We start from the raw sequence: 24,701 nt of genomic DNA on the forward strand, positions 1-24,701 counted from the left end.
CGCTCCCACAGGATCATCACAGCCCTATAGACCTATGCAGAACCTATGGGACGGCGATGTTTCAGGGCGAAATCGGGTCACTCGCCGGGAAGGTCTCGTCCAGCGCATTGTCCACCGCGCTTTCCCCCGTCTTTTCGCCACAGTGGCAATCAGGCATCCGGCACGGCTCGCCATTGCGATGCCCGCTGGCACAGGCCTCGCAGCAATATACCTTGCCTTCGAGTTGCAAGGCATTGGCATCCACGGTGCAGGAACAATGAGCACAGGCACAACGTACCTCGTTCATGGCTTGCTCTCCTCGTCATCGATCACGTCATCGATCACGTCATCGGTCCACGGTTCGCCATCCAGCGGCGCGGAACGGGCCAGTTCGGCTTCGTCCAGGCCTATGCCGCCGCCAATCTCATTGGCTTCGACCCGCCTCAGGGTCTTGTCTGCAGGGCCGCCGCTGCCGCCCGGTTCGTGCGGGTCGCGGGCGCCGGTTTCGTCCAGCAGGGTGTCCGGGCTCAGGTCGTCGTAGGTGACGTTGTCCTCGTGCAGGCTATCGCTCAACGCCTCGCCGCCGGTCATGCCGCTTTCGGCCACGCGCCGCGGTGGGAACTCGCGTGCCACGTCCGCGGCCGGTCGCTCGTCACCCACACGCCCCTCGCGTTCATCCAGGCGCTCGTCGAAGTCCAGTTCATGCACGCTACCCATGCGGTCTTCGGTGTCGTCGATTTCAGTGGGAGTATATGGCTTCGGTTCATCTGCTCGGGCCATGTGCGTTCTCCGTCAGGTGGGTTCATTCGGTCGACTGCACCTGCTGCTGGAAGATTCAGAGTTTTTTTGAACTACCGCTCGGGCTGTTGCCTCCCAGATTAGAGACTGCGAACCGCCCGGAGCCCGTCATGGCCAAGCCCCTGCAGGAATATGCGCGCAAGCGCGACTTCAATGCCACGCCCGAGCCCAGCGGCAAGCGCAGCCGTGGCAAACGTGCCCATGCGCTGCAGTTCTGCATCCAGAAGCACGACGCCAGCCACCTGCACTACGACTTCCGCCTGGAGCTCGATGGCACGCTGAAAAGCTGGGCCATCCCCAAAGGGCCGTCGCTGGACCCCAAGGTGCGCCGCCTGGCCGTGCACGTGGAGGACCACCCGCTGGACTACGCCGACTTCGAAGGCCATATCCCCGAAGGCCACTACGGCGCAGGCGACGTGATCGTGTGGGACCGAGGCATCTGGGAGCCCGAAGGGGATGCGCATGAGGCCTATGCCAAGGGCAAGCTGCGTTTCCGCCTGCAAGGCGAAAAGCTCAGCGGTGTATGGAACCTGTTCCGCACTCACCTGGCCGGCAAGAAGGAGCAGTGGATGCTGGTCAAGTCGCATGACGGCCAGGCGCGTAGCGAAGCCGACTACAGCATCGTCGACGCCCTGCCCGACAGCGTGCTCAGCGACCGCACGCTGGTGCCACGCAAGCCGGCAGCCAAAAAGGCCGCCGCGCCGCGTCGCAAAACTGCCAGCAAAGGCCGGAAGCTGCCTTTGCCTGCGCAGCTGCAGCCACAACTGGCGACCTTGGTCGACTCCCCGCCCAGTGGCGACTGGCGCTACGAGGTCAAATTCGACGGTTACCGCATCCTTGCCCGCATCGACGGTGATGACGTGCGCCTGTTCACCCGCAACGGCCATGACTGGAGCGGCAAGATGCCCAGGCAGGTTGCCGCCTTGCGTGCGCTGGGCATCGATTCGGGCTGGCTCGATGGCGAGGTGGTGGTGGCCGGCGAAGACGGCGCGGCGGACTTCCAGGCGCTGCAGAACGCTTTCGACACCGAGCACGACGAGCACATCACCTATTACCTGTTCGACCTGCCCTTCCTGGGCGGCCAGGACTTGCGGCAGTTACCGCTGCAGGACAGACGCACCACCTTGCAGCGTTTGCTGGAACACAACGAGTCGGATGTACTCAAGTACTCCGCCGACTTTGACCAGCCCGTCGAATCCCTGCTCGACAGCGCCTGCCGGCTGCAACTCGAAGGCCTGATCGGCAAGCGTGTCGACAGCCCCTACAGCGGCCGCCGCAGCCCCGACTGGATCAAGCTCAAGTGCAAGCAGCGCCAAGAGTTCGTGATCGTCGGCTACACCGACCCCAAAGGCAGCCGCAGCGGTTTCGGCGCCCTGCTGCTGGCCTTGCACGACCACGACAGCGGCGAGTTGCGCTATGCCGGCAAGGTCGGTACCGGCTTCAGTGCCACCACTCTGGCCAGCATCCATGCCCGGCTGAAACCGTTGGAAATCGCCAGGCCGGCCCTACCCAACCCGCCCACAGGGGCCGAAGCCCGAGGCGTGCACTGGCTTGAACCGCAACTGCTGGCTGAAGTCGCTTACGCCCAGATGACCCGTGACGGCATCGTGCGCCATTCGGTGTTCCACGGCCTGCGCGATGACAAACCGGCTACTGCCATCGACCTGGAGCGCCGCATGCCCGCCAAGACCCTGCCCAAGCGCAATCAGGCCAAGGCCCCCGAGCCCTTGGGCGAACTTCGCCTGACTCACCCCGAGCGGGTGATTGACCCCACCAGTGGCGTAACCAAACGAGAGGTCGCCGAGTACTATGCCGCAGTCAGCCAGTGGATCCTGCCCCAGCTCAAGGACCGCCCGGTGGCGCTGGTGCGCGCGCCGGACGGCCTGGCCGGGGAGCTGTTCTTCCAGAAGAACGCCGGCCAGCTGCATCTGCCCAACGTGCTCAGCTACGACAAGGCCGAGGCCGGCCAGGCGGCGATGGTCATCAACCGCGCCGACACCCTGCTGGGTGCCGTGCAGATGAACATGCTCGAGCTGCACACCTGGAACGCTACCGACAAGGACTTCGACAAGCCCGACCGCTTCGTCCTCGACCTGGACCCGGACCCGGCACTGCCGTGGAAAGCCATGCTCGAAGCCACCCAGCTGGCCCTGACCTTGCTGGATGAACTGGGGCTGAAGGTGTTTATCAAGACCAGTGGCGGCAAAGGCATGCACCTGGTCGTGCCCCTGACCCGGCGGGCCAGCTGGGATGAGGTCAAGGCGTTCAGCCACGCCATAGTCGATTACCTGGCCAGGCTGTTCCCAGACAGGCTCAGTGCCGTGTCCGGGCCCAAGAACCGAATCGGGCGCATCTTCATCGACTATCTGCGTAACGGCAAGGGTGCTACCACCGCCTGCGCGTATACCCTGCGCGCCCGCGAAGGCCTGCCGGTATCCGTGCCGATCTGGCGTGAGGAACTGCCGCAGCTCAAGGGCGCCAACCAGTGGAACATCGGCAACGTGCTTGAGCGCCTGGGCGATGTGGACGACCCGTGGGCGGAATATGGCAAGACAAGGCAATCGATCACCGTGGCCATGCGCAAGCAGCTGGGGCTGGCCTGATGACGGCTTGCCTGCAGCGCTGCGCCCGCAGAGCCTCACCAAGGAGCCGAGCCCATGAGCATCGTCCAGGATTTTGACCTGACCAACCTCGATCGCCTGCTGCGTGCCTTCGGCGAGCGGCAGCAACCGCTCAACCTGGATACCCAGTTGCCGCAACTGATCCAGGCACTGCAAGCCGACCACCTCGACCTCCTGCCCCTGCCCGGTCAGGGCAACACGCTACGGCGTTGGCAAACACTGGCCCGGGTGGCAGGCTGTGACCTGGCCTTGGCCAAGTTGTACGAGGGCCACACGGACGCGTTGGCGATCCTTGCCGAATGCGCGGCTGCACACCACGCCGCCGAGGGTATATGGGGCGTGTGGGCCGCCGAACCGCCGGATGCCCGCGCCCGCATCGTGGCCCGTGATGGCGACCAGGTCCGCCTGGAGGGGCGCAAGGCCTGGTGCTCGGGCGCACTGCAGATCGACCGGGCGCTGGTCACGGCCTGGGACCAGCACGACCAGCCCCAGCTGGTGGCCATCGAACTGTCCCATCCCAGCCAGGGCCTTGCCATAGACCGCTGGCAGGCCATTGGTATGGCCACCACCGCCAGTGTCGAAGTTGAATTCAACCAAACCCCTGGCATCGCCATTGGCCGTCCCGGGCAATACCTGTCACGCCCTGGGTTCTGGCATGGCGGTGCCGGCATTGCGGCATGCTGGTACGGCGCCGCCGAAGCCTTGGCCGACTACCTGCGTGAACACTGCCGCAACCCCCGCCCCGACCCACACGCCGATGCTCACCTGGGTGCGGTCGATGCCGCCTTGTACGGCGCCAGGGCGGCACTGCGCGAATGCGCGGCGTGGATCGACCACCAACCAGGCGCAGACGCCAGCTTCGAAGTGCGGCGCACCCGCGCCCAGGTGGAACAGGCGGTGGAACAGGTGATCCACCACGTTGGCCGGGCGCTGGGCGCTACGCCTTTCTGCCGCGACAACCACTTTGCCCGGCTGAGCGCGGACTTGCCGGTGTTCCTGCGCCAGAGCCACGCCGAGCGCGACCTGGCGGCGCTCGGTGAGCAGTTGGCACAACAGCCGGCGGGAGTCTGGCAGCTATGAGCGAGAACCTGATCCAGGCGAACAGCGGTACGCCGTGGGCGGCCTGGCAGCAGGCTGCGCACCTGGCCAGGGCCACCTGGGTCACTCCGCAGCAGCTGTGCCCGCCGGGCCGTCGCCTGGTACTGCTGGCTCCGCACCCCGATGACGAGATCCTCATGGCCGGTGGGTTGTTGGCGGGCTTCCATGGCCGGGAAGACGACCTAGTGCTGATCTCCGCCACCGATGGTGAAGCCAGCCACCCAGGCTCGACCCACTGGAGCGAGCACCGCCTGCGCCGGCAAAGGCCGCTGGAGAGCCGCCATGCGCTGCAACAGCTTGACCTCGACCTCGGCCGCCTGGACTGGCGGCGGCTTCACCTCAAGGATGGCGCGTTGCCACGTGACGAGGCATTTCTGCTCAACCACCTGAGCCAGTTGCTTCGGCCTGACGACCTGCTGATGGCAACCTGGAGCGGCGATGGCCACTGTGACCACGAGGCAGTGGGCCGGGCTGCGGCGCAGGCAGCACGGGTGCGCAAGGTGCAATGCCTGGAGGTCCCCGTGTGGGCCTGGCACTGGGCGCGACCGGACGACCCGCGCCTGCCTTGGCCAAGGGCTCACCGCATCCAGCTGGACGAGGCCAGCCTGGCCCGCAAGCGCAAGGCCCTGGCCGCCCATGTCAGCCAGCTGGAGCCGGATGGCCAGCGCCCGCCCGTACTGCCGCCGAATTTGCTGGATTGCCTGCTGCAACCTTTCGAACTGGTGTTCCTGTAAATGGAGTTGTCATGAGCCTCGACCCACAGTATTTCGCCGACCTGTACGCCAGCAGTGAAGACCCTTGGGCCTTTCGCACGCGCTGGTACGAAAAGCGCAAGCGCGAGCTGGTCATGGCCAGCCTGCCGCGCCAGTGCTACCAGCGCGTGTTCGAACCGGCTTGCGCCAATGGCGAGCTCAGCGCCTTGCTGGCCGAGCGTTGTGCCGACCTGTTGTGCCAGGACCTTGACCCTACTGCGGTAGCGCTGGCCGGTGAACGCTTGGCTGAGCTGAGCAATGTCTCGGTGGAGCTGGCGCGGCTGCCGGCGGACTGGCCGCGTGGGCATTTCGACCTGATCGTGTTGAGCGAAGTGGGTTACTACCTGGACCCGACCGACTGGTTGCAGGTGATCGAACAGTCGGTGGCCAGCCTGACCTACGACGGCGGGCTGCTGGCCTGCCACTGGAAGCATCCCATCGCCGGCTGCCCGCAGGACGGGCGTGAAGTGCACCGCATGCTGGCGCGGCACCTTCCGCTGTATCTGCAGTTCCAGCATGACGAGGCGGACTTCCTACTGGAGTACTGGTCCGCTCAGCCCAGCGTGGTCGACCTGGACGAGACCTGCCCATGATTGGGGTGGTCATTCCGGCGCACAACGAGGCCCGACACCTGGGGCGGTGTCTGCGCGCAATGCAGGCTGCCGCCCTTCAGGCTCGGCAGTCGGGGCATCGGGTCGAGGTACTGGTGGTACTGGACCGCTGCAGTGATGGCAGTGCCGCCGTGGCAAGGCGCTTCGGTGTACAGATGCTGGCGGTGGATGCCGGCAATGTAGGCTTTGCCCGCCGGGTGGGCGCGGCATACATGGCCGAGCGCGGCGCGAAATGGCTGGCGTTCACCGATGCCGACAGCCGTGTGCCGGAACATTGGCTGCTTTCTCAACTGGCCTGTGATGCCGAGGTCGTATGCGGCACGGTGCATGTCGAGCACTGGCAACCCTGGCAGAGAGCCGCCTTGCGCAAGCTGTACCACAGCCGTTACCAGGCGCGTGAGGGGCATCGTCACGTGCACGGGGCCAATCTGGGGGTATGTACCGATGCCTACCACCGCGTAGGCGGCTTCCAGCCACTGGCGGCGCATGAGGATGTGCAACTGGTCAGCGCCCTGGAGGCCAGTGGTGCGCAGATCGTATGGACCGCCAGGCACAGCGTGGCCACCAGCAGCCGGCGCCACAGCCGCGCGCGCGAAGGGTTTGGTGATTATCTGGCGGGGTTGCAGACGCAGGTCTGATCCTGGTTCGCAAGCGGCGGGATCCCTGTGGGCGCACCTTGTGTCGCGAAAGGACTGCAAAGCAGCCCCAGCAATTTCAACTGTTGCGCATCAATCCTGGGGCCGCGTTGCGGCCCTTTCGCGGCACAAGGCCGCTCCCACAGGTACAGCGACAACTTCGAGAGCAACGCTGTACCTGTGGGAGCGGCTTTAGCCGCGAAGAATTCAACGCGGTGCATGGCACCGGCTGCGCCGGTGTTCGCGGCTAAAGCCGCTCCCACAGGGGGCCGCGTTATGTACAGTTCCATGCGAGCTGGCTTGCGGTAACGATTCCTTTCACGACGCCTTGCGTGTCTTCTTCGCCGGCTTCTTGCCACCGAGGCTGCGCTTGAGCAGTTCGGTGAGGTCGAGGATGTCGGCGCTTTTCCCCGCTTCCGTCGCCTCGCCCTTCTCCACGGTCTCGATCTTGCCTTTGCTGGCCTTCTCTTCCACCAGGTCCATGATGGTCTGGCGGAAGGCATCGTGGTAGTCCGCCGGCTTCCAAGGGCCGCTCATGTCTTCCACCAGGCGCTTGGCCATGTCCAGTTCGCGCTTGTCCACCTTGGCCTCGGTGACGCTGCTGTCCAGTTCCAATGTTTCCAGCCCGCGCACCTCCTCCGGCCAGCGCAGGGTGATCATCACCAACGCGTCGTCCAGTGGCCGCAACAACGCCAGGTGCTGACGGGTGTGCAGCACCACCGTGGCCAGCGCCACCTTGCTGGTTTTCGCCAGGGTTTCGCGCAGCAAGGCGTATACCTTGCCGCCACGTCGGTCGGGGGTTAGGTAGTACGGCGTGTCGAAGTGCTGCAGCGGGATCTCGCCAGCTTCGACGAAGGAAAAGATATCGATCGTCTGGGTCGCCTCGGGGCGGGCCTTGCGGATTTCCTCCTCGCTGATCACCACGTAGCGGCCCTTCTCGAACTCGACGCCCTTGACGATGTTGTCCTTGTCGATTTCCTTGCCGGTGACCTTGTTCACCCGCTTGTAGCCGACCGGCTCCATGCTGCGCTTGTCGAGCCAGTCAAAATCGACCCGCTCGGTGCGCACCGCGGTATTGAGGGCCACGGGGATGTGCACGAGGCCGAAACTGATGGCGCCTTTCCAGATTGCCCTAGCCATGAAGCTGCTCCCAGGGTTGCCTGCCAATACCTGAATCGACTGCAACGGGCGGCGAAGGTTTAGCCGCCCCGCCCTACGGCAGCGGGTTGCCACCCGTCACGCCAAACACCTCGCCGGTGATGTAGCTGGATTCCTGGCTGGCCAGCAACACATAAACCGGCGCACATTCGGCGGGCTGCCCCGGTCGCTTCATCGGTGTATGCGCGCCGAAGTCGGGGATTTTCTCTGGTGGTTGACCGCCGCTGGGCTGCAGCACGGTCCAGATGGGACCAGGGGCCACGGCATTGACCCGGATACCGCGCTCGATCACCTGCTTGGCCAAGGCCTTGGTGAAGGCGACGATCGCGGCCTTGGTGGTGGCATAGTCGAGCAAGGTGGCTGAAGGCTGATAGGACTGGATCGAGGCGGTGTTGATGATGGTCGCCCCCGCCGGCATCAGCGGCACGGCCGCCTGGCACAGCCAGAACAGCGCGTAGACGTTGGTTTTCAAGGTGTGGTCGAACTGCTCGTGGCTGACCTGGCTGATGTCCTTGCGCGCTTCCTGCTTGCCGGCGACGTTGACCAGGATGTCCAGGCCACCGAGCTGCTCGTGGGCCTGATCGACCAGCTCCTTGCAGAACTGCTCATCCTTAAGGTCACCGGCAATAGCCACCACCTTGCGGCCTTCTGCTTCGATCAGCTTGATGACTTCGCGGGCGTCGGGTTGTTCGATAGGCAGGTAATTGAGGGCAATGTCGGCGCCCTCTCGGGCGAAGGCGATGGCCACGGCCCGGCCGATGCCCGAATCGGCACCGGTGATCAGCGCCTTGCGCCCTGCCAGCCGGCCAAAGCCCTTGTAGGTGGTTTCGCCATGGTCTGGCTCGGGGTGCATGTTGGCGTCCAGCCCCGGTGCTGGCTGGCCTTGGGCCGGGAACGGCGGGTGCGGGTACTGGGTCAGCGGGTTCTGCATGCTGAACTGGTCGTGGGGTTTGCTGGGCATGGGGCACTCCTCTGGTGAAACCGGTATTGGCCCAATCGCGGGCTGGCCCGCCCCCACAGGTATTGAAGCTGGTGGTAGTCCTGTGGAGGTGGGCCAGCCCGCGAAGGCCGCTCTACAGATTTCGAGGTAAACCGCCATCGATGGTTTTTTCCAACTGGCCCATACACCGACCAGCGGTCAACGCGTCACTCAAAGCGACTAGTTCCGTACCGCAACTGCCGCATCGTTGTCGTTGTCATGCGCATCGCCTGGGCCTCTGCCGGCCATGCCACCAGGGTCACCATCGCCGGCCCCAGGGCCACCATAGCCACCAACCGCCATCACCTCCGTGACCACTGCCTCCGCTTCCCCTGAGTTCAAAGGACCGAATATAAGGCCAAGGCAAGTGTCAGCGCCTGCCAGCAATCACGCCTGGCTGAACAGCACCCGCCTGAAAGCCTCGGCCGCCAGGTGCACCTGCACCGCCCAGTCCTGCGCCGCGTCACTGCCGGCGTCATCGGAAATGTACTTCAGGCACACGAACGGGATGCCTTCGCCGCGTGCGATCAGGGCCAGCACGTAGGCTTCCATGTCGACCACGTCATAAGGTGCATCGCCATGGTTGATCTCGAAGCTGTCGCCACTGCCGCAGGTCTCCAGGGCCAGGCCGGGGATCTGCGCCCCATGCTCCAACACCACCGGGATGTCCGACAGAGGCGTCTGGTAGCGAGCGAAGCCCAGCGGGGTCACGTCCATGTCGCGCTGCACGAAGCGGGTGCAGCACACCACTTCGCCCTTGCCATGGCGCTGACTGCCGGCCGAGCCGAGGTTGACGATCAGCCTGGGCCGGCGCGCGGCAATGGCCTTGGTCAGGGCGATGGCGGCATTGACCTTGCCGATACCGGTGAACACGGTGTTGACGTCAGCGAATACATCGCCGGCCTCGGCTTCGAGGGCGAAGACAAACAACGTGTCGTCCAGGGAAATGTCGGGGAATTGCTTGATCAGCATCATGGCGCTGGTGGTTCCGGGTGGCTGCGAAAGGCGCGGCCATTTTCGGCCAACCCTGGCTAATTGCAAGCCCCGGCGGCCACCACGGCCCTTAACGCCTGCGCCTTGCCCAAGCCGGCAGCACTGGCCTCGGCCAGGCATCGCAGTTGCTGGTCGGCATGGGTGCCGTCGCGCAGCAGGCGTTGTGCATGCTGGAAGGCGCGTTCGGCGTCTACGGTGTCGATCGGTACCTGCTCCAGCAACTGGGCCAACCACCCTTCGGCCGTGACGGGCTGTTGCTCATGCAGGCCAACGAACTCGCCCCGGCGCCCATGGCGCATGGCGCGCCAGTAGTTTTCCTGGGTGATCCAGCGCAGCTCGCGGTTGCAGGCTGCCGGGTCATGCCGGTACACGATGCTGTGCTCGACCAAGTGGCGAAACAGCGCGGCGATGCACAGCGCATCCTCAAGCCGCGGGCAGCCATCGCAGATGCGCAGTTCGACCGTCGGGAAGCGCCGCGAAGGCCGAATCGCCCACCAGAAGTCGCCATCTGCGGCCAGCGACCCTGTGCGTTGCAGCAAGGCGCGGTAGCGCTCGTAGGCGGCCCAGTCCGGCAAAGGCTCGGGCAAGCCCATGTGCGGCCACTCCCCGCAAATAACCCGACGATAGCTCATGTAGCCGGTGCACTGGCCTTCCCACAGCGGGGATGACGTACTCAGCACCAGCAACAAGGGCAACCAGCCCAATACACGGTTGATCACTTGCATGCGGTCGCAACCTGGCGGTACGCCCACGTGTACATGCAGGCCGTTGAGCAGGCTGCGCCGCGCCACCTGCCGGTAGTCAGCGAACAGTTGCTGGTAATGCGCCGGGGTGGCAGGTTTCTGCCGCAGCCAGGCGCCGTTGGGGTGGCTTGCCGCACCGTACAGGCCCATGCCCTCTTCGGCCAGCGCGGTGCTGAGCCGCTGGCGGCTGTGCTGGAAGAACTCGCGTGCCTCGAACAGGTTGGCGAACACCGGCGAGGCCACCTCGATCTGGCTGCGGAACATTTCCTGGGCAAAATGCTGGCCCAAGGCTTCCTGGCAACGCTCGAACACAGCTGGCGAAGGCGTGGCTGGCACCTGCCCTGTGTCCAGGTTCACCAGCAGGTATTCTTCCTCGATGCCGAACGTGCAGGGTCGGGCCATGCTGCCTCAGCTGTTGCGGGTAACTGTGAGCACCACCGCGGCGATGCGCTCGACCTGCTGGTAACCGGGTTCGCTCAGTTGCTCGCCGAACACGTCCGGGTCGATTTCCCGATACACCCAGGACCATTCCGGGCCTGCCAGGCGCAGGCGGATGGCTTCGAGCAAGGCGTCTCGGCCGTCGACTATCGCCACTCCGGTATACAACAGTAGCGAGCCCCCTGGGCCGAGCCGCTCGCAGGCTTGTTCGACGATCCGCAGCGAAAGCTGCGCACCGAGCGAACCGCCACCATGCCGATAGGTACGTTCGCTGGCATCGAGCATGTATGGCGGGTTGGCAACGATAAGGTCGAACAGGCCGGTAATGCCGCCGAGCAGGTCACTAGGTTCCACGGAGACATTGCTCAGGCCCGCCAATGCCGCGTTGATCGCAGTGTAACGCAGCGCGAGCGGGTTGATATCCACGGCGCTGACCTGGGCATGGGGAACCGCCCTGGCAATCAGCAAGGCGCCGACACCCGTGCCGCAACCGATGTCCACCGCATGCTCGACGCGCTTTGGGGTACGTTGCAGGTGATCCTGGATGACTTGGGCGAAACGGTAACTGTCGGGGCCGAAAAACACCGCGTCGGATTGTTGAGTGGGGTACGCAGAGTGCACCAGCAGCAGGTCGTCGAGCGTGGACCAGCGCACGCTGCTGATCAACAAATCACCGTGCTCCTCGAGAACCTGGGCCTGCCGCATCTGATCCAGCTCATCGGCAGAAACCAATGATGAACAGAACGGACGGTTCCAGCCGAACACATCGCGCACTGTCCGGGCCTGCCTGGCATCCGGGCGCGCATTCACGCGAGCATGGGTTGCCGGGGTGACGCAGGTGAAGTGGTAGCCGTCGGCGCGCAGGCGCCTGCCCAATCGCAGCATTGCCTGGTCAGCCTGAATCTGTTGCGGATCGAGAAGCATCAGCGGGTCACCTCCTGTACAAGGCCGGTAGCACGCAGGTAGCGCCGAGTGGCCAGCAAGCCTTCCGGTGTTGCATGGCGGTTACCGGACATCGTGTCGATCAAGCTCTCGATATCGGCGTCCGGGGCAGAAGCTGCAAGCGCGTCATCCGAATGCACTTGCACCTCCCAACTGCCAGGCAGCACGCGGCGCCCCCGGGCTTGCCAGCCTGCCGCGATCCAGTCGTGCCATAGTTGTTTTTCATAGGCAGTGAACACCCCATACATCGGTGCCGAGGGACCGTCGATGAGCGCCCACCAGCGGCTGTTGGCAGGAGCTTCACCGCGGCGGATCCAGCCCTGTGCCTGCAGGGCCTGCACAAACGCGGGCATGGCGCCGGGCTCGGCCAGCCATTGGTTGATGGTGCGCTTTTGCAAGCGGCAATGGTCGGAATGCATGAACTGGCCAAAATTGCGCTTGTGCTCCAGTGCCGACAGCAACTCGGATTCAAGATCGAAGCTGCTGATCAGGCTGGGGGTATCAAGCCCCAGGTCGTTCAAGCGGTACCCGCTGCGCACACGCTGGTAGAACTGGCCAGCGTCGTTGGCCGGGCAGAGTTGGCGCAGCGCCTGGATGGACAGATGCGCATGCCCGCTGGCAGCGTTGTCGATGGTCACGTGAAGCTGGAAATAATGGCCATCGATGCCCATTTCCGCCAGTTCGTAGGTGGTAATCAGCAGATGCAACGGTGGTTGTTCATAGCCCAGGTTGTAGCCGATCACCTCGGGAAGAAAATCATCCCCGTGGCGCCCCAATGCCAACTGCAAGGCCCCTTGCAGGTAACGCTGGTCGTCCAGCTCAGGCAAACCCAGGCAACCCAGCCGGCTCAACAGCCGTTGGTAGATCAGCACATGGTTACAGCGCGGATCACCGCCGCCCAATTCTTCCAGATAGGTGCGAATCAGGCCGTGATAACGCGGATCGCCCCAATGTCGCAAGGTACTGTGCAGCCATGCCCCGTCCACTGCCTTGGTGGGCGCCACCTGTTGCAGGAACCACAAAGCCTGGGCGCGGTTGGCAAAATAGCGCCGCGGTGCGCCTTGGCGTCGTTGCTCGAGGTAACTGGCATAGGCTTCGGCCACCCGGCTTGCATGGCAAGCGCTCCACGCCTCCAGCTGAGCAGGATCGGCAGGCAGGTCATCCGGCAAACGCTGCGCGCGTGCCAGTTGTTCGCTCAGCCACGCTGCGCTCGTGGCGTCGTGGCCCATGAGCAACTTGTGGTAACGCTCCTTCAGGCTTGGCCCATTTGCCGAAGCCGGTATCACCGCGCCGGTCTTGCGGGTCATTACCGTCATGCCGTAGTCCTTGTCCGCGTTTTATTGGCTGGGTTTCTGGCCGGGCATCGGCTCAGGGTCCGGCGCAGGTTGGGGAGCAGGTTTGTCGCCGGGTTGCTGCATCTGCAGCGAAGGTTTGCTCTGGTCGGCATCCTTTGCCGGGTGGTCGTTGTCCCGGTCGAAACAGCCACCCAGCACGCCAAGTGTGCCCACCAGCGCCATCAGAGGGATCAATCGCATGGGGTTCTCCTCTTGTGCAGAATCGCAGTGCCCGATCACCCGGGCACTGCGCAGCCTCACTTACGAACGGCCGCCCTTGCGGCCCGATTCGCTGGTACGGCCACCTCCGGATTGCTGGCCGCCCTTGCGCCCAGCTTCGGAGGCTTTTTCGCGGTCATTGGCAAAGTTGCCCGGGTTCTTGTTGCCACCCTGGCTGCCTTGCTGGTTGCCGGTGCGGCTGTTCTCTTTGTTGGCCATGGTCTTAAACCTCGTATGACTTCGGAATGCACGGCATTACCTGCCGTACACCTGTTGGGAGTTCGGTCATTTCGGCGGATTCGGTTTAATGCGAAGCGTTCGGACCAGCGGCATTAAATAAGCGGCATCAGCATATTTTGCGCGCCTGTCAGTCGTGCGATGTGCTATCCAGGCGTGCCTGTCGCCTTCCCAGCCAGGCTCCGGTCATCGCCCAGCCCAAGGCAATCAGCGTACCGATCAGCATCGCCAGTTGCGGGTGCTCGCCCATTACGTCCAGCACTCGTTTGAGCCAGCCACTCAATGCATCACCGCCGCGGTAGACGACCGTGTCGATGAAGTTCTTGGCCTTGTACTTGTCCTCGGCGGGCAGCACGGTGAACAGCATCTCCCGCCCCGGCCGCACCAGCGCGTATTCACCGGCCCGGCGCACCACCATCACCACCACGAACACGGCGAACACCGGGGCCAGTGCCAGCCACATGAAACCCGCGGCCATCACCAGCGGCACCGCCACCAGCAGCACGCCCACCCCCATTCGGCGGGCCAGGCGACCGGTGAGAAACACCTGGGTAAGGATGGCCAAGGCCTGTACTACGGTGTCGATCAGGCCGAACACCTGGGTTTGCCGGGTACGGTCGGTGAAGGTTTCGCTGACGATGCGCGCCTGTTCGAAATACAGGAAGGTGCTGACGCTGGCGAGCAACACCACGAACAGGGCAATGCCCAGCAGGTAGGGCGAGCGCAGTACGGCAGTGGCACCGGCAAACGGGTTGCCGCCCAGTGGCCGTGAATCTGCCCGCTCGGCTTGCGCAGGCAGTGGGTGCCGCGTTCGCCAGCGTTGCAGGTACAACGTAGCGCCGATGCTGCCCAGCAGAAACGCGGCGGCCAGCACCAGCAACCCGGCATGGCCCAGCGGCGCCACCAGCAGCGTACCCATGATGGGGCCACTGAGCCCACCCAGGCTGGCCCCGGCCGCCAGCAGGCCGAACAGGCGCTTGCCTTGCGCGGTTGAGAAAAGGTCGGCGAGCACGCTCCAGGCCAACGAGATGCTCAGCAGGTTGAACACCGACAACCAGATATAGAAGGCCCGAGCCGTCCACGAAGCATCGGAATTGCGGGCAAACAGCACGGCGAACAGCAGGAGGTTGCTGGCGAAAATGCCGTAGGTCCAGGGCAGGATGCGTCGGCGCGGCACCTTGGAGGCCAGCCAGCCAAACAACGGCAGGCACACCAGGGTGGCAATGAAGGTGCCGGTGAACAGCCATTGCAGGTTGTCCACGCCACCGGCAACGCCCATGGTTTCGCGCACCGGGCGCAGCATGAAATAGCCAGTGAACAACAGGTAGAACAACAGCAAACCGGCGGTAACCGCCGGCCATTCGCCGGGCTGGATGTTCAACCCCTGATCCAGGCGCCGCCGCCAGGCTGCCATGGGGTCAGGCAAACTGCTTGATCAGCGCCTGTTGCTGCGCCTGGGTCAGCAACGGCCCGTGCCCGGCCCTGAGCTGGTCAAGTTGGCGCTCGGGCCGGCTGGTCGCTGGGATGACCGTGGTCACCGCCGGGTGGCTGATGGCGAACTTCAGAAACAGCTGCGCCCAGCTGCCGATACCCGCCTCTGCCGCCCAGCCGGGCAAGGCCTGGTCCTTCACCCGGGCGAACAGGCGGCCATCGTCGAATGCCCGGTTGATCAGCACGGCAACGCCCTTGTCCTGGCACAGCGGCAGCAGTTCGCGGGCCGCGTCGGGGGCATTGACCGAGTAATTGATCTGGATGAAGTCCAGCGGTTCGCTGCGCACGATCCGGGCGACCTCGTCCTGGCCACTGTTCAGGTAATGAGTGATACCGACATAGCGGGTCTTGCCTTGCTGCTTCAATTCGCGGGCATAGGCCAGCTGGGTCTGCCAGTCCCGCAGGTTGTGGATCTGCAGCAAGTCGACCTTGTCGGTGCGCAGGCTCTCGAGGCTGCCGGCCCATTGCGCTTCGGCGTCTGCCCGGCTGTCGGCGGCTATCTTGGTGGCGATGAAGCATTGCCGGTGCCAGCCGCCCTCTTCCAGCAACTGGCCAAGAATGCTGTCGGCGCCGCCGTAGTTGGGCGAGGTGTCGATGACCCGGCCACCGCCTTCGAAGAACGCCTTCAGTACAAGTTTCAGCTGCTGGTACTGAGCCGAGCCGGCTTGCACTTCGAAACTGCCGGAAGTTCCTGCACCGATCACCGGCAGCGCTTCACCGGTGGTCGGCACGTTGCGGGTCAGCAAACCCTCCGGGGCAGCGGAGTGCAACCAGGGGCTGGCGGCCAGCAAGCCAAGGGTGGCACCCGCGCGTAGGACATCACGACGTGCGTACATGGAAAAGCTCCCGTCATGAAGCGGAAATTTCCAAGGCTAGCCGCTGTACCCCGCTGCGTCCGGTGTTTCTGTATCTGGATGTTTAGCGATCAGACGTGCAGCAGCAGGCTCAGGTCGATACCCGTCTCGCTCATGGGCGGGCACCAGTAGTACCCACCGGTCAGTGGCCGGCTGAAGCGGTACAGGCCGTCGATGATGCCGTCCTCCAGGCCGCTCATGCGCCGCAGCTGCACCTCGAACGCATCGAAACTATGGCCCAGGGCCACGAAGGCCAGGCCAGCGCCACGTTGGTCGGCCCAGGCCACCGAACGACGAACCATGAACGCTTCTGGTTCGAAACTTTCCTGGGCAGTGCGCTTGACGTGGGCGGACTCGGGGGCGTCCTCGAGCTCTTCGTTGTCGCTGAGGCGACGGCCGATGATGTTGTCCTGGTCGGCCTGGGGCAGCGACTTGAAGTACTCCAGGTCGTGCTTCCACAACTGGAAAGCGGCAAAGCTGGAGCCATCGGCGCCAATGGCCGCCTGCACGGCCTCCTGGTCCACCGGGTTTTCGGTGCCGTCCTCATAGCCGGTCAGGTCATGGCCGCCACGGTGCAGGAAGCCGTCGACGCTGTCGGCCAGGCGCAAGGCCGGTGCCAATGCCTGCTCCAGGGCCTGGGCCTGCAGCAGCAGGTCACCGCGCTGGTTGCCACGCAGCCACAGCCACAGGGCGTGTTGGGTGCTGGGGTTTTCGACCGCAGCATCCAGCTGAGGGAACGCTCGCAAGCCAGGTACTTCACGGCCCAAGGCCTTGGCCAGCGGGGCGCCGACACCCATGATCAACTGTTCGCCATCGACCTGCGGCAGCAAGGCATCGAGCGCAGCAGGCAGGGCCTCGGGCGACTGCAGGGTGAAGAACAGGTGACGGGCGTGGGCCGGCACCGGGGTGGCAAGCAGACCTTGCTGGAACGGCATGACAGGCTAATCCTCGGTAAAAAGCAGGAATGCTACTGTGCCAGCAGGCCCACTGCAACGAGGCATACAGCCTCACCGGCCGCTGCACTTGGAAACAAACGGTTACCAAGTGATGGCGCTTTGCAATTAGCTATCAATCAGGGCCGACCTACACTGCTCGGGATCCTTCGTCCGAGTGACTGCCCATGACCGCCTCACCTTTGCTCACCGCCTTTCTGCCGCTGGCCTTGGGCATCATCATGCTCGGCCTCGGGTTATCACTGACCCTGGCCGACTTCGCCCGCGTGGTGAAGTACCCCAAGCCGGTGGTGGTAGGCCTGGTTTGTCAGATCCTGCTGCTGCCGCTGGTGTGCTTCCTGATTGCCAACGGCTTCGGCCTGGAGTCGGCCCTGGCGGTGGGGCTGATGCTGCTGGCCGCCTCGCCAGGCGGCACCACGGCCAACCTGTTCAGCCACCTGGCCCATGGCGATGTGGCGTTGAATATCACCCTGACGGCGGTCAACTCGCTGATCGCGATCCTGACCATGCCACTGCTGGTGAACCTGTCGTTGAGCTGGTTCATGGCATCGGACCAGGCCATACCGCTGCAGTTTGCCAAGGTGATGCAGGTGTTCGCCATCGTCCTGCTGCCGGTGGCGCTGGGCATGCTGGTTCGCCGCTTCGCACCCGCTTTTGCCGCGCGCATGGAGAAGCCGATGAAGCTGGTGGCCGCATTGTTCCTGGCGTTCACCATCGTCCTGGCGCTGGCCAAGGATTGGCAGACCGTGGTTGCGTATGCGCCGGTAGTGGGCCTGGCGGCGCTGCTGTTCAACCTGCTGAGCCTGGGCGTGGGCTACTGGGTGCCGCGCCTGTTGAACATCCCCAAGCGCCAGGCGATTGCCATCGGCATGGAGATCGGCATCCACAACGGCACCTTGGCGATTGCCCTGGCATTGAGCCCTTCGCTGCTGAACAACGCCACCATGGCGGTGCCGGCGGCGCTGTACAGCCTGATCATGTTCTTTACCGCAGCGGCGTTCGGCTGGTGGGTAAGCCGCGGGCATGTAGCGACGCAGCCCAAGGGTGAAACCGTAAATTGAAGGTACCGCTTGTGGCCCTATCGCCGGCAAGCCAGCCCCCAAAGGTACAGTGCTGGGCTGAGGGCTGGCGCTGTCCTTGTGGGAGCCGGCTTGCCGGCGATAGGGCCGGTACAGGTTTTTACAAATGGCTGCGCTTACGCCGCATCTGCTGCTTCAGCACTTTCAGCGGCGGAGCATAGAAAAACCCGAACGACACACTCCCCGTACGCCCCTTCACCGCATGATGCAACCGGTGCGCGCGATGCAAACGCTTGAGGTAGCGGTTGACCGGCCGTGGCTTGCGTGGCCAGTGCCGGTGAAACAACCCGTCGTGGGCCACGACATACAGCACGCCGTACCCCGCCACCCCGCCACCCACCCACTGCAAGGGTGCAAGGCCACTCTTGCCCATGGCCACCAGCAGCGTGGCGATCAGCCCCAGGGCCACAAGGTACAGGTCATTGGTTTCGAGCATGCCCAGTTGCGGCTCATGGTGCGAGCGGTGCAGCCACCAGCCCCAGCCATGCATGATGTACTTGTGAGCCAGCGTGCCAACGCCCTCCATGGCCACCAGGGTGCCGAACAGTACGGCGAGATTGAACAGCATGGAACGGTCCGGGGGATGGCAAGGGAAGGCGCAAGGGTACCGATTGCCCGCGTTTTTTTCCATGCAGGCGTGACCGGATGACGAAAGGTGTAAGCTCGGTGCGCTGGCAATTGCAGCCTCAGGTGCTGACGGCAGGCCAGGACGTACAACTGGAAAGGACTTCTTCATGCGCATTCGCCCTACCCTCGAGCACGACATTCCATGGCTACCGGGCGTCGAACGCTCGGCTGCCCAGGCCTTTGCCGTCCGGCCGGCGCTGGCATGGCTGGCGCAAGGAGATGTGATGGACTGCGGCGCCCATCAGGCATTTGTCGAAGCTGGCGGTAGCTGGGTGGCCGAAGAGCCGGATGGGCGCATTATGGGATTTGCCTGTGCCCGGCTCGAGGATCGTGCGCTGCATCTTCATGAAATTTCGGTGCACCGGGAGGCCCAGGGGCAAGGTATCGGGCGCAAGCTGCTGCTGCAGGTGATCGATGCGGCGCGTCAGGCCGGGGTGCGGGAGCTGACCCTGACCACCTTTGCCGATGTGCCATGGAATGCGCCGTTCTACGCGCGCATGGGTTTCGAGGTTATCGATGAGGGGCTGCTGGATGCACGCTTGCAGCAGATTCTGGCCAGCGAGCGTGCCCATGGCCTTGAGGGCCGCTGTGCGATGCGCCTTGGCTTGGATTACTAGACCCGGGGCTGCTCTGCAGCCCCATCGCCGGCAAGCCAGCTCCCACGGGGACCGCGCAGTGCAAAAGAGCTGCACATCACCTGTGGGCTGGCTTGCCGGTGATGGGGCCGGTACAGGCATCAGGGCCTTCATTCATCGACACTGACCACTGAACCTTCTGCCACACAATACCTGTCCCGCCCTTGGCGCTTGGCCTGGTACAGCGCCGCATCCGCTGCCGCCATCAGGCGCTCGGCCGTCACTCCCTCCCGCGCCAGGTCACCCACGGCAATCCCGGCACTGAACGATACCCGCCCCAGTGGGCTGCCCGCATGCTCCAGCGGCTGCCGACGCAACAGTTGTTGTACTTCCTGCACCAGCAGTTCCGCCCCGCGAGCATCGGTATCAGGCAGCAGCAGTGTGAACTCCTCGCCCCCATAGCGCACAGCCAGGTCGGCCGGCCGCTTCAGTGCTTGCTGCAGCATCTCGGCAAAGCGCCGCAGGCACTGGTCGCCCGCTGGGTGCCCGTAACGGTCGTTGTAGGCCTTGAAGTAATCCAGGTCGAGCATCACCAGCGCCAGCGGATAGCCCTGGCGTCGTGCACGGCGCAGCTCCGGCTCGAACACGGCATCCAGCCGACGGCGGTTACCCAGGCCGGTCAGGCTGTCGGTCAGTGCCAGGGCCTTCAGGGTCTGGTGTGCCTGGAGCAGCGCCCGCTCGATGACGATACGCTCGCGCAACTGGCGCAGCACCACGCCACCAAAGGCCGCCAGCCCCACCAGCAACAGCAGCAACACCGCCACCGACTTGATAGCATCGTGCCGCCAGGGCGCGACGATCGATTCCCGCGACAACCCCGCCTCCACTACCAGTGGGTAGCTGCCCAGCGCGCGATAGCCATACAACCGTGGCGTACCGTCCACCACGGCGACCGCTTCGGCCACCCCTTCGCTTGCGTGCGGCAGGTGGTTGCGGAAGATCTCGCTGCTGCTCAGGCTGCGGCCCACCACCTGCTCGACGAACGGCCGCCGTACCAGGATGGTGCCGTCACGCTTGGCCAGCACCAGCGCGCCGCGTTCGTCGATCTTGAAGTCGCCGTAGTAACGCACGAACCACTCCACCTTGATGGTGCCCAGCAACACCCCGGCGAAGCTGCCATCGGCATATTGCAGGCGCCGTGAAATGGGGATGATCAGGTCGCCAGTGGAACGGCTGCGCACCACCGAGCCGATGTGTACGCCACGGTCTGTATGGTCGCGGTGGTAGATGAAATAGTCGCGGTCGCCATTGTTGGCATTGGGCGGGACTACCGCCTGGTCGGTCACGATCCAGCTGCCATCCGGGCCATACACGAACAACCCGTGCAATTGCGGCATGATGCTTTTCTGCTGCACCAGCAAGGCATGCAGACGCGGCCGGTCGATGTGCTCGAAGCCGTCGCCCTCCAGGCGCTCGGCCAGCGCCGCGGTAATTGCATCGACCTGGCGGATGGCGTCTTCGGCATGCTGTGCCGTGGCCCGGGCCAGGTTGGTGACCATGTTCTCGGCGTTGGTGAAGGCGTGCCGGTAATCGCGCCAGATACGCCAGCCTTCAACCACGACGAAGGCCAGCATCACCACCAGCATGAACGCCAGTACCAGGCGGAACAGCGCCACGGCGCGGCCCTCGCCGGTTACCGCGAAGAACCCGTCCTCATCCTGTTTCCTGGCTGCACACATTGAAATCCCTAGCCATACCGCGTTCGCCGCCTTTCACTATAGTTCAGCGCCACCTGGGCGCGGCCGGCCAGTAAAAAGATTAAACCTTTGCCCTCGGTTCACCATCAACCGTACGCGACACTGAGGTCGCGCCACGGTTTAAGGAGTGAAGCATGAGCAGTCTCTTCATCAAGCGCGTCGGTTTCTCCATGGTGTTGGGCTTGGCATCGGTACAGGCTATGGCGGCGAGTTCCGATGACTTCGTCGAAGCGGCCACCGAGGCCGGTATTGCCGAAGTGGTCACTGGCAAGCTGGCTCTGGAAAAAACTCAGAATGCCGAAATCAAGACCTTCGCCCAGCAGATGGTCACCGACCACACCCAGGCCAATCAGAAACTTGGCGACATCGCTCGCAAGCTCGATATTTCCGTACCCGATGAGGCGGCAATAACCGACAAGGTCAAGAAAATGATCCTGGAATGGCGGGAGGAGTCGTTTGACAAGTCTTACGTCAACAACCAGGTCGACGCTCACGAAAAGGCGGTGGAGTTGTTCAAGAAGGAAGCGGCATCTTCTGACAAGGCTGAATTGAAGGCCTTTGCCAGCGAAACCCTGCCCAAGCTGGAACAGCATCTGGAGCACGCCAAGGCGCTTCAGGCCAAACACGCCAAGTGAGGGCCGCCATGAGTAACGATGCATTGAAAGCCGAAGTGCTGACTCGCCTGCTGCATGCTCACCCCCAGGGGCTCGGCAAGGAAGTGCTGGACAACTACCGGGGCGAGAAAGCCGTGGCCGGTATGCTCAAGACGCTGCAGGAGGCCGGTTTGATCCAGGATGGCAGCGTTGCGGTGAGCAGCGACCACCAGATCAGCGTGAACTACCCCATCAAACTCTCGGCTGCGGGCGTGGAGGCAGCCAGGCAGGCAGAGTCCTGAGTCAAGCGAGCTTAGCTTGCCTGGCCAAGGCCTCGAGACAGCCTGCCCCAAGCAGTGCCGTGTTGATCGCGAGGGCCGCTGAGCGGCCCTTTGCGACAAATGCTACCTTCACGGTGCTTTTTCGACGTCCCGCGGTGGCTTGGCAGGCCCTTGAGGGTCGACTTGCGGATCCTCCACATCTGGCGAATCGGGATCGAAACCCAAGTCCTGGCGTTTGTTCGCCTGCTCGGACGAATGCGGCCCTTGGGGATGTTTTCCTGGCTGTTGTGGTTCAGGCATGAGGCTTTCTCCGGTGAGTGTCTAGGGAAGAAACCACCGGCCAGGAAAAGTTTGATTAATCTGTATCCGCAGCTAGCTGGGCTCGGCATTGAACCAACGCTTCATCACGTTGCTTCAGCTGCTCCTCGAGCTGCTGCAGTTGGCGAGCCTGTTCCGTGCACAAGTCGCGCCTGGCCTCCAGGTTCTGGGCCTGCACATCCAGCTGCCGACGCATTTCCTCGCTGGCACCCTGCGCCTGGGCCAGGATCGTTCGCAAACCCTGGATCTGCGCGTCGCGCTGCTCCAGCAATTCGTCCTGCGCCCTGCAGGCGCTGGCGGCCTGGCGGTGCTCGCCCAACAAGCGCTCGTTGTCGCGGTGCAGGCGGGTCAGCTCGTCCTGCTTGACGATCATGCCTTGCTGCAGCTGACGCACCTCCACCTGCAACTGTTGCAGCTGTGCTTCGTGGCGACGTTGCTCCTGTTCACGCTGTTCGCGGCTGGCGTTGCGGTAGTGTTCCAGCGCATCGCGGGCATGACGGTGCTTGTCTTCCAGTGATCTTACCTGCTCGTCCTTGTCGGCCAGGCGTACCTGCAACTCGCCCAGCGACTGGTTGAGGCTGGCACTGCGCAGCTGTTCGGCCTGCAGGGTGCTTTGGGTGGAGAGCAGCTTTTCCGATTCGGCGGCCAGTGCGGCCACATCGATCTGATGCTGTTGGTGCGCCGCTGCCAGGGCCTGCTGGGCAATCGCCAGCTGTGCCTCCAGCTGTTCGCGCTGTCGAGTGAAGGTGCTTTCGGCCTGCTCGATCTTCAGGTCGGCCTCGTCCTGCAACTGGGTTGCCAGTTGCCCGACCATCCGGCTCAGCACATCACTCAGCGCAATGCCGCCCTCGGAAGCCACGGGCTGCTGGCCGTTCAATTCTTTCAGGTAGCGGTGAATCGTGGTCTTGGAGCCGGTGTTGCCCAGCTCGATACGTATGGCATCGATGCTGGGGTTCTCGCCCCGGGCAATCAGCGCCTGACGTGCCTGCTGCACTACAACCTTGTTTATACCGCCCCGGGCCATGCTTGCTCCTACGATTTTGTACCGTGTTATGTAGTATGTATTTACATACCAATTATGGAGACAGACCATTGCCCGCGCAAACATTTCCTATGGTGGAATAATCACGGCTTATCACATGTGATTGGTTCATGAAGGCCATACGAGAGAACAAACCAGTACGCCAGACAGCAAAACGCCCCGCTCGGCTTGAAGCCGGCGGGGCGTTGCAGAGGGCTGAGGCAGGCAGCGTCAGGTGTAGTGCTCGACCCTGGCAGGTGTTCTACGCATCAACACCTTGCCGTTGCGTATCGACACAAGTGCATGTCCCTGGCTGCGCACCATTTCGTAATCGTCCGGCGCCGACAGCAGCAACAGGTTCGCGGGCCGCCCCACCTCGATGCCGTAGCGCTCGCCCAGGTGCAGGGTGCGGGCGCTGTTGTCGGTAATCAGGTCCAGGCAGCGTTGCAGGTCTTCGTAGCCAAGCATGTGGCAGATGTGCAGGCCGGCCTCGAGAATACGCAGGATGTTGCCATTGCCCAGCGGGTACCAGGGGTCGACGATGGAATCCTGGCCAAAGCACACGTTCATCCCGGCCCGGTCGAGCTCGGCCACGCGAGTGACGCCGCGGCGTTTCGGGTAGTTGTCGAAACGCCCTTGCAGGTGAATGCTCTCGGTCGGGCAAGACACGAAATTGATACCCGATTGCTTTAACAGGCGAAACAGCTTGTAGCAGTAGGCATTGTCGTACGAGCCCATGGCCACGGTATGGCTGGCTGTCACCCGGGCGCTCATGTCGCGAACCCGCGCCTCTTCGGCCAGCACTTCGAGAAAGCGCGACTGCGGGTCGTCGGTCTCGTCGCAATGCACATCCACCAGGCAGCCGGTGCGCTCGGCCAGGTCCATCAGGAACTTGACCGAAGACACGCCCTGATCGCGGGTGTTCTCGAAATGCGGGATGCCGCCAATCACGTCGGCACCGATCGCCACCGCTTCGGCCATCAGCGCCCGGCCGTTGGCGTACGACTCGATACCCTCCTGGGGAAAGGCGACGATCTGCAGGTCGAGCAGGTGACGCACTTCTTCACGCACTTCGACCATGGCCTTGAGCGCGGTCAGGGTGGGGTCAGTGACATCGACATGGGTACGTACATGCTGGATGCCATGGTCCACCAGCATGCCGATGGTCTTTTTCGCGCGGTTCTTGATGTCGTCGTGGGTTGTGATTGCCTTGCGCTCGGCCCAGCGCTCGATGCCTTCGAACAGGGTGCCGCTCATGTTCCAGCGCGGCTCGCCGGCTGTCAGCGTGGCGTCCAGGTGGATGTGCGGCTCGATGAAAGGCGCCACTACCAGGTTCTGCCCGGCATCCAGGTCATCGGCAGCGCGCACCGCCACCCCTTCGGCCTGAGGCACGATGGCGGCGATGCGTTCGCCGTCGAGTTCGATGCGAAACAGGCCGGACCTGCCGCGCAGGCGTGCGTTGATGATGTTCATGATGCTTCTCCCTGGGCTTTGCGGGTGGCCCCTACCAGCATAGTGGCCCAAGCCTTGTGGTATTTGCTACTGGCCCTATCGCCGGCAAGCCAGCTCCCACAGGTAAACCACAGCCTTGAAGTCTGCGCAGTACCTGTGGGAG

The 24,701-nt window shown here is 63.8% G+C and carries 26 protein-coding genes and 1 pseudogene; 9 read left to right on the forward strand and 18 right to left on the reverse strand.

The window, feature by feature from the left end; all coding sequences use genetic code 11:
- Positions 1 to 61: 61 nt before the first annotated feature.
- Together IRZ77_RS02920 and IRZ77_RS02925 are read right to left on the reverse strand one after the other, a co-directional pair.
- Positions 62 to 286, reverse strand: a complete 225-nt coding sequence (locus tag IRZ77_RS02920; RefSeq protein WP_025339091.1) for a metallothionein — start codon at positions 284 to 286, stop codon at positions 62 to 64.
- Positions 283 to 759, reverse strand: a complete 477-nt coding sequence (locus tag IRZ77_RS02925) for a phosphotransferase system, HPr-related protein (RefSeq protein WP_108480985.1) — start codon at positions 757 to 759, stop codon at positions 283 to 285. The genes IRZ77_RS02920 and IRZ77_RS02925 overlap by 4 nt, the downstream gene beginning before the upstream one ends.
- 128 nt (positions 760 to 887) lie before the next feature.
- Here IRZ77_RS02925 and ligD point away from each other — a divergent pair, with 128 nt between their 5' ends.
- The 5 genes from ligD to IRZ77_RS02950 are packed head-to-tail and all read left to right on the forward strand — an operon-like array spanning position 888 to position 6,497.
- Complete coding sequence (ligD, locus tag IRZ77_RS02930; RefSeq protein ID WP_153671342.1) at positions 888 to 3,380, forward strand: DNA ligase D; 2,493 nt, start codon at positions 888 to 890, stop codon at positions 3,378 to 3,380.
- Between the two features lie 54 nt (positions 3,381 to 3,434).
- Positions 3,435 to 4,478 carry an acyl-CoA dehydrogenase family protein gene (locus IRZ77_RS02935; protein ID WP_046614171.1) on the forward strand — a complete coding sequence of 348 codons (1,044 nt, stop codon included), beginning with the start codon at positions 3,435 to 3,437 and terminating at the stop codon, positions 4,476 to 4,478.
- On the forward strand, positions 4,475 to 5,230 hold the full coding sequence (locus IRZ77_RS02940) for a PIG-L deacetylase family protein (protein ID WP_046614172.1): 756 nt from the start codon (positions 4,475 to 4,477) through the stop codon (positions 5,228 to 5,230). The genes IRZ77_RS02935 and IRZ77_RS02940 overlap by 4 nt, the downstream gene beginning before the upstream one ends.
- Positions 5,231 to 5,241: 11 nt before the next feature.
- The gene (locus IRZ77_RS02945) at positions 5,242 to 5,841 is read left to right on the forward strand and encodes a class I SAM-dependent methyltransferase (RefSeq protein ID WP_108480858.1); all 600 of its coding nucleotides are present in this window, start codon (positions 5,242 to 5,244) and stop codon (positions 5,839 to 5,841) included.
- Complete coding sequence (locus IRZ77_RS02950) at positions 5,838 to 6,497, forward strand: glycosyltransferase (protein ID WP_108480857.1); 660 nt, start codon at positions 5,838 to 5,840, stop codon at positions 6,495 to 6,497. Before IRZ77_RS02945 ends, IRZ77_RS02950 begins: the two co-directional genes overlap by 4 nt.
- Before the next feature lie 315 nt (positions 6,498 to 6,812).
- Here IRZ77_RS02950 and ku read toward each other — a convergent pair whose 3' ends face one another.
- The 11 genes and pseudogenes from ku to IRZ77_RS03005 form a co-directional block, all read right to left on the reverse strand.
- On the reverse strand, positions 6,813 to 7,634 hold the full coding sequence (gene ku, locus IRZ77_RS02955; protein ID WP_153671343.1) for a non-homologous end joining protein Ku: 822 nt from the start codon (positions 7,632 to 7,634) through the stop codon (positions 6,813 to 6,815).
- A gap of 73 nt (positions 7,635 to 7,707) precedes the next feature.
- On the reverse strand, positions 7,708 to 8,613 hold the full coding sequence (locus IRZ77_RS02960; RefSeq protein WP_046614176.1) for an SDR family oxidoreductase: 906 nt from the start codon (positions 8,611 to 8,613) through the stop codon (positions 7,708 to 7,710).
- Between the two features lie 405 nt (positions 8,614 to 9,018).
- Positions 9,019 to 9,606: a 5'-methylthioadenosine/S-adenosylhomocysteine nucleosidase family protein gene (locus tag IRZ77_RS02965; protein ID WP_108480855.1), complete on the reverse strand. Its 588-nt coding sequence runs from the start codon at positions 9,604 to 9,606 to the stop codon at positions 9,019 to 9,021.
- Positions 9,607 to 9,662: 56 nt separating this feature from the next.
- Complete coding sequence (locus IRZ77_RS02970; protein WP_108480854.1) at positions 9,663 to 10,769, reverse strand: carboxylate-amine ligase; 1,107 nt, start codon at positions 10,767 to 10,769, stop codon at positions 9,663 to 9,665.
- 6 nt (positions 10,770 to 10,775) lie between these two features.
- Positions 10,776 to 11,729: a methyltransferase gene (locus IRZ77_RS02975; protein WP_108480853.1), complete on the reverse strand. Its 954-nt coding sequence runs from the start codon at positions 11,727 to 11,729 to the stop codon at positions 10,776 to 10,778.
- A complete protein-coding gene (locus IRZ77_RS02980; RefSeq protein ID WP_196172811.1) occupies positions 11,729 to 13,063 on the reverse strand; it encodes an iron-containing redox enzyme family protein in 1,335 nt (444 codons plus the stop codon). Before IRZ77_RS02980 ends, IRZ77_RS02975 begins: the two co-directional genes overlap by 1 nt.
- Before the next feature lie 21 nt (positions 13,064 to 13,084).
- Complete coding sequence (locus tag IRZ77_RS02985) at positions 13,085 to 13,282, reverse strand: hypothetical protein (RefSeq protein WP_085598937.1); 198 nt, start codon at positions 13,280 to 13,282, stop codon at positions 13,085 to 13,087.
- Between the two features lie 60 nt (positions 13,283 to 13,342).
- Positions 13,343 to 13,462, reverse strand: a pseudogene (locus tag IRZ77_RS02990) (general stress protein); the annotation flags it as partial.
- Positions 13,463 to 13,667: 205 nt separating this feature from the next.
- Positions 13,668 to 14,951, reverse strand: a complete 1,284-nt coding sequence (locus tag IRZ77_RS02995; RefSeq protein WP_108480850.1) for an NTP/NDP exchange transporter — start codon at positions 14,949 to 14,951, stop codon at positions 13,668 to 13,670.
- A gap of 4 nt (positions 14,952 to 14,955) precedes the next feature.
- Positions 14,956 to 15,864: an aldo/keto reductase gene (locus IRZ77_RS03000; protein WP_108480849.1), complete on the reverse strand. Its 909-nt coding sequence runs from the start codon at positions 15,862 to 15,864 to the stop codon at positions 14,956 to 14,958.
- An 89-nt stretch (positions 15,865 to 15,953) separates the two neighbouring features.
- Positions 15,954 to 16,817: a Dyp-type peroxidase gene (locus IRZ77_RS03005; protein WP_046614185.1), complete on the reverse strand. Its 864-nt coding sequence runs from the start codon at positions 16,815 to 16,817 to the stop codon at positions 15,954 to 15,956.
- A 185-nt stretch (positions 16,818 to 17,002) separates the two neighbouring features.
- On the opposite strand from IRZ77_RS03005, the gene IRZ77_RS03010 reads away from it, so the two are divergent.
- The gene (locus tag IRZ77_RS03010) at positions 17,003 to 17,896 is read left to right on the forward strand and encodes a bile acid:sodium symporter family protein (RefSeq protein WP_046614186.1); all 894 of its coding nucleotides are present in this window, start codon (positions 17,003 to 17,005) and stop codon (positions 17,894 to 17,896) included.
- A gap of 118 nt (positions 17,897 to 18,014) precedes the next feature.
- On the opposite strand, the gene IRZ77_RS03015 is transcribed toward IRZ77_RS03010, so the two are convergent.
- Positions 18,015 to 18,482, reverse strand: a complete 468-nt coding sequence (locus IRZ77_RS03015) for a sterol desaturase family protein (RefSeq protein WP_046614187.1) — start codon at positions 18,480 to 18,482, stop codon at positions 18,015 to 18,017.
- A 166-nt stretch (positions 18,483 to 18,648) separates the two neighbouring features.
- Between IRZ77_RS03015 and IRZ77_RS03020 the strand changes: the two genes are divergently transcribed.
- Positions 18,649 to 19,158 (forward strand): GNAT family N-acetyltransferase, encoded by a 510-nt coding sequence (locus IRZ77_RS03020; RefSeq protein ID WP_196172813.1) that lies wholly within the window; start codon positions 18,649 to 18,651, stop codon positions 19,156 to 19,158.
- A gap of 128 nt (positions 19,159 to 19,286) precedes the next feature.
- Here IRZ77_RS03020 and IRZ77_RS03025 read toward each other — a convergent pair whose 3' ends face one another.
- Complete coding sequence (locus tag IRZ77_RS03025; RefSeq protein WP_135001930.1) at positions 19,287 to 20,855, reverse strand: sensor domain-containing diguanylate cyclase; 1,569 nt, start codon at positions 20,853 to 20,855, stop codon at positions 19,287 to 19,289.
- Between the two features lie 152 nt (positions 20,856 to 21,007).
- Between IRZ77_RS03025 and IRZ77_RS03030 the strand changes: the two genes are divergently transcribed.
- Together IRZ77_RS03030 and IRZ77_RS03035 are read left to right on the forward strand one after the other, a co-directional pair.
- Positions 21,008 to 21,508 (forward strand): DUF4142 domain-containing protein, encoded by a 501-nt coding sequence (locus IRZ77_RS03030; protein WP_135001931.1) that lies wholly within the window; start codon positions 21,008 to 21,010, stop codon positions 21,506 to 21,508.
- Positions 21,509 to 21,516: 8 nt separating this feature from the next.
- The gene (locus IRZ77_RS03035; protein WP_013972652.1) at positions 21,517 to 21,768 is read left to right on the forward strand and encodes a hypothetical protein; all 252 of its coding nucleotides are present in this window, start codon (positions 21,517 to 21,519) and stop codon (positions 21,766 to 21,768) included.
- Positions 21,769 to 21,876: 108 nt separating this feature from the next.
- Here the strand turns inward: IRZ77_RS03035 and IRZ77_RS26850 are convergent, their stop codons facing one another.
- The 3 genes from IRZ77_RS26850 to codA form a co-directional block, all read right to left on the reverse strand.
- A complete protein-coding gene (locus IRZ77_RS26850; protein WP_219928554.1) occupies positions 21,877 to 22,047 on the reverse strand; it encodes a DUF6021 family protein in 171 nt (56 codons plus the stop codon).
- A gap of 55 nt (positions 22,048 to 22,102) precedes the next feature.
- A complete protein-coding gene (locus IRZ77_RS03040; protein WP_085598924.1) occupies positions 22,103 to 23,089 on the reverse strand; it encodes a DNA-binding protein in 987 nt (328 codons plus the stop codon).
- A gap of 228 nt (positions 23,090 to 23,317) precedes the next feature.
- A complete protein-coding gene (gene codA / locus IRZ77_RS03045; RefSeq protein WP_196172816.1) occupies positions 23,318 to 24,559 on the reverse strand; it encodes a cytosine deaminase in 1,242 nt (413 codons plus the stop codon).
- Between the last annotated feature and the right edge of the window lie 142 nt (positions 24,560 to 24,701).

It is taken from the genome of Pseudomonas pudica (assembly GCF_015680405.1).
Taxonomy (GTDB): domain Bacteria; phylum Pseudomonadota; class Gammaproteobacteria; order Pseudomonadales; family Pseudomonadaceae; genus Aquipseudomonas; species Aquipseudomonas pudica.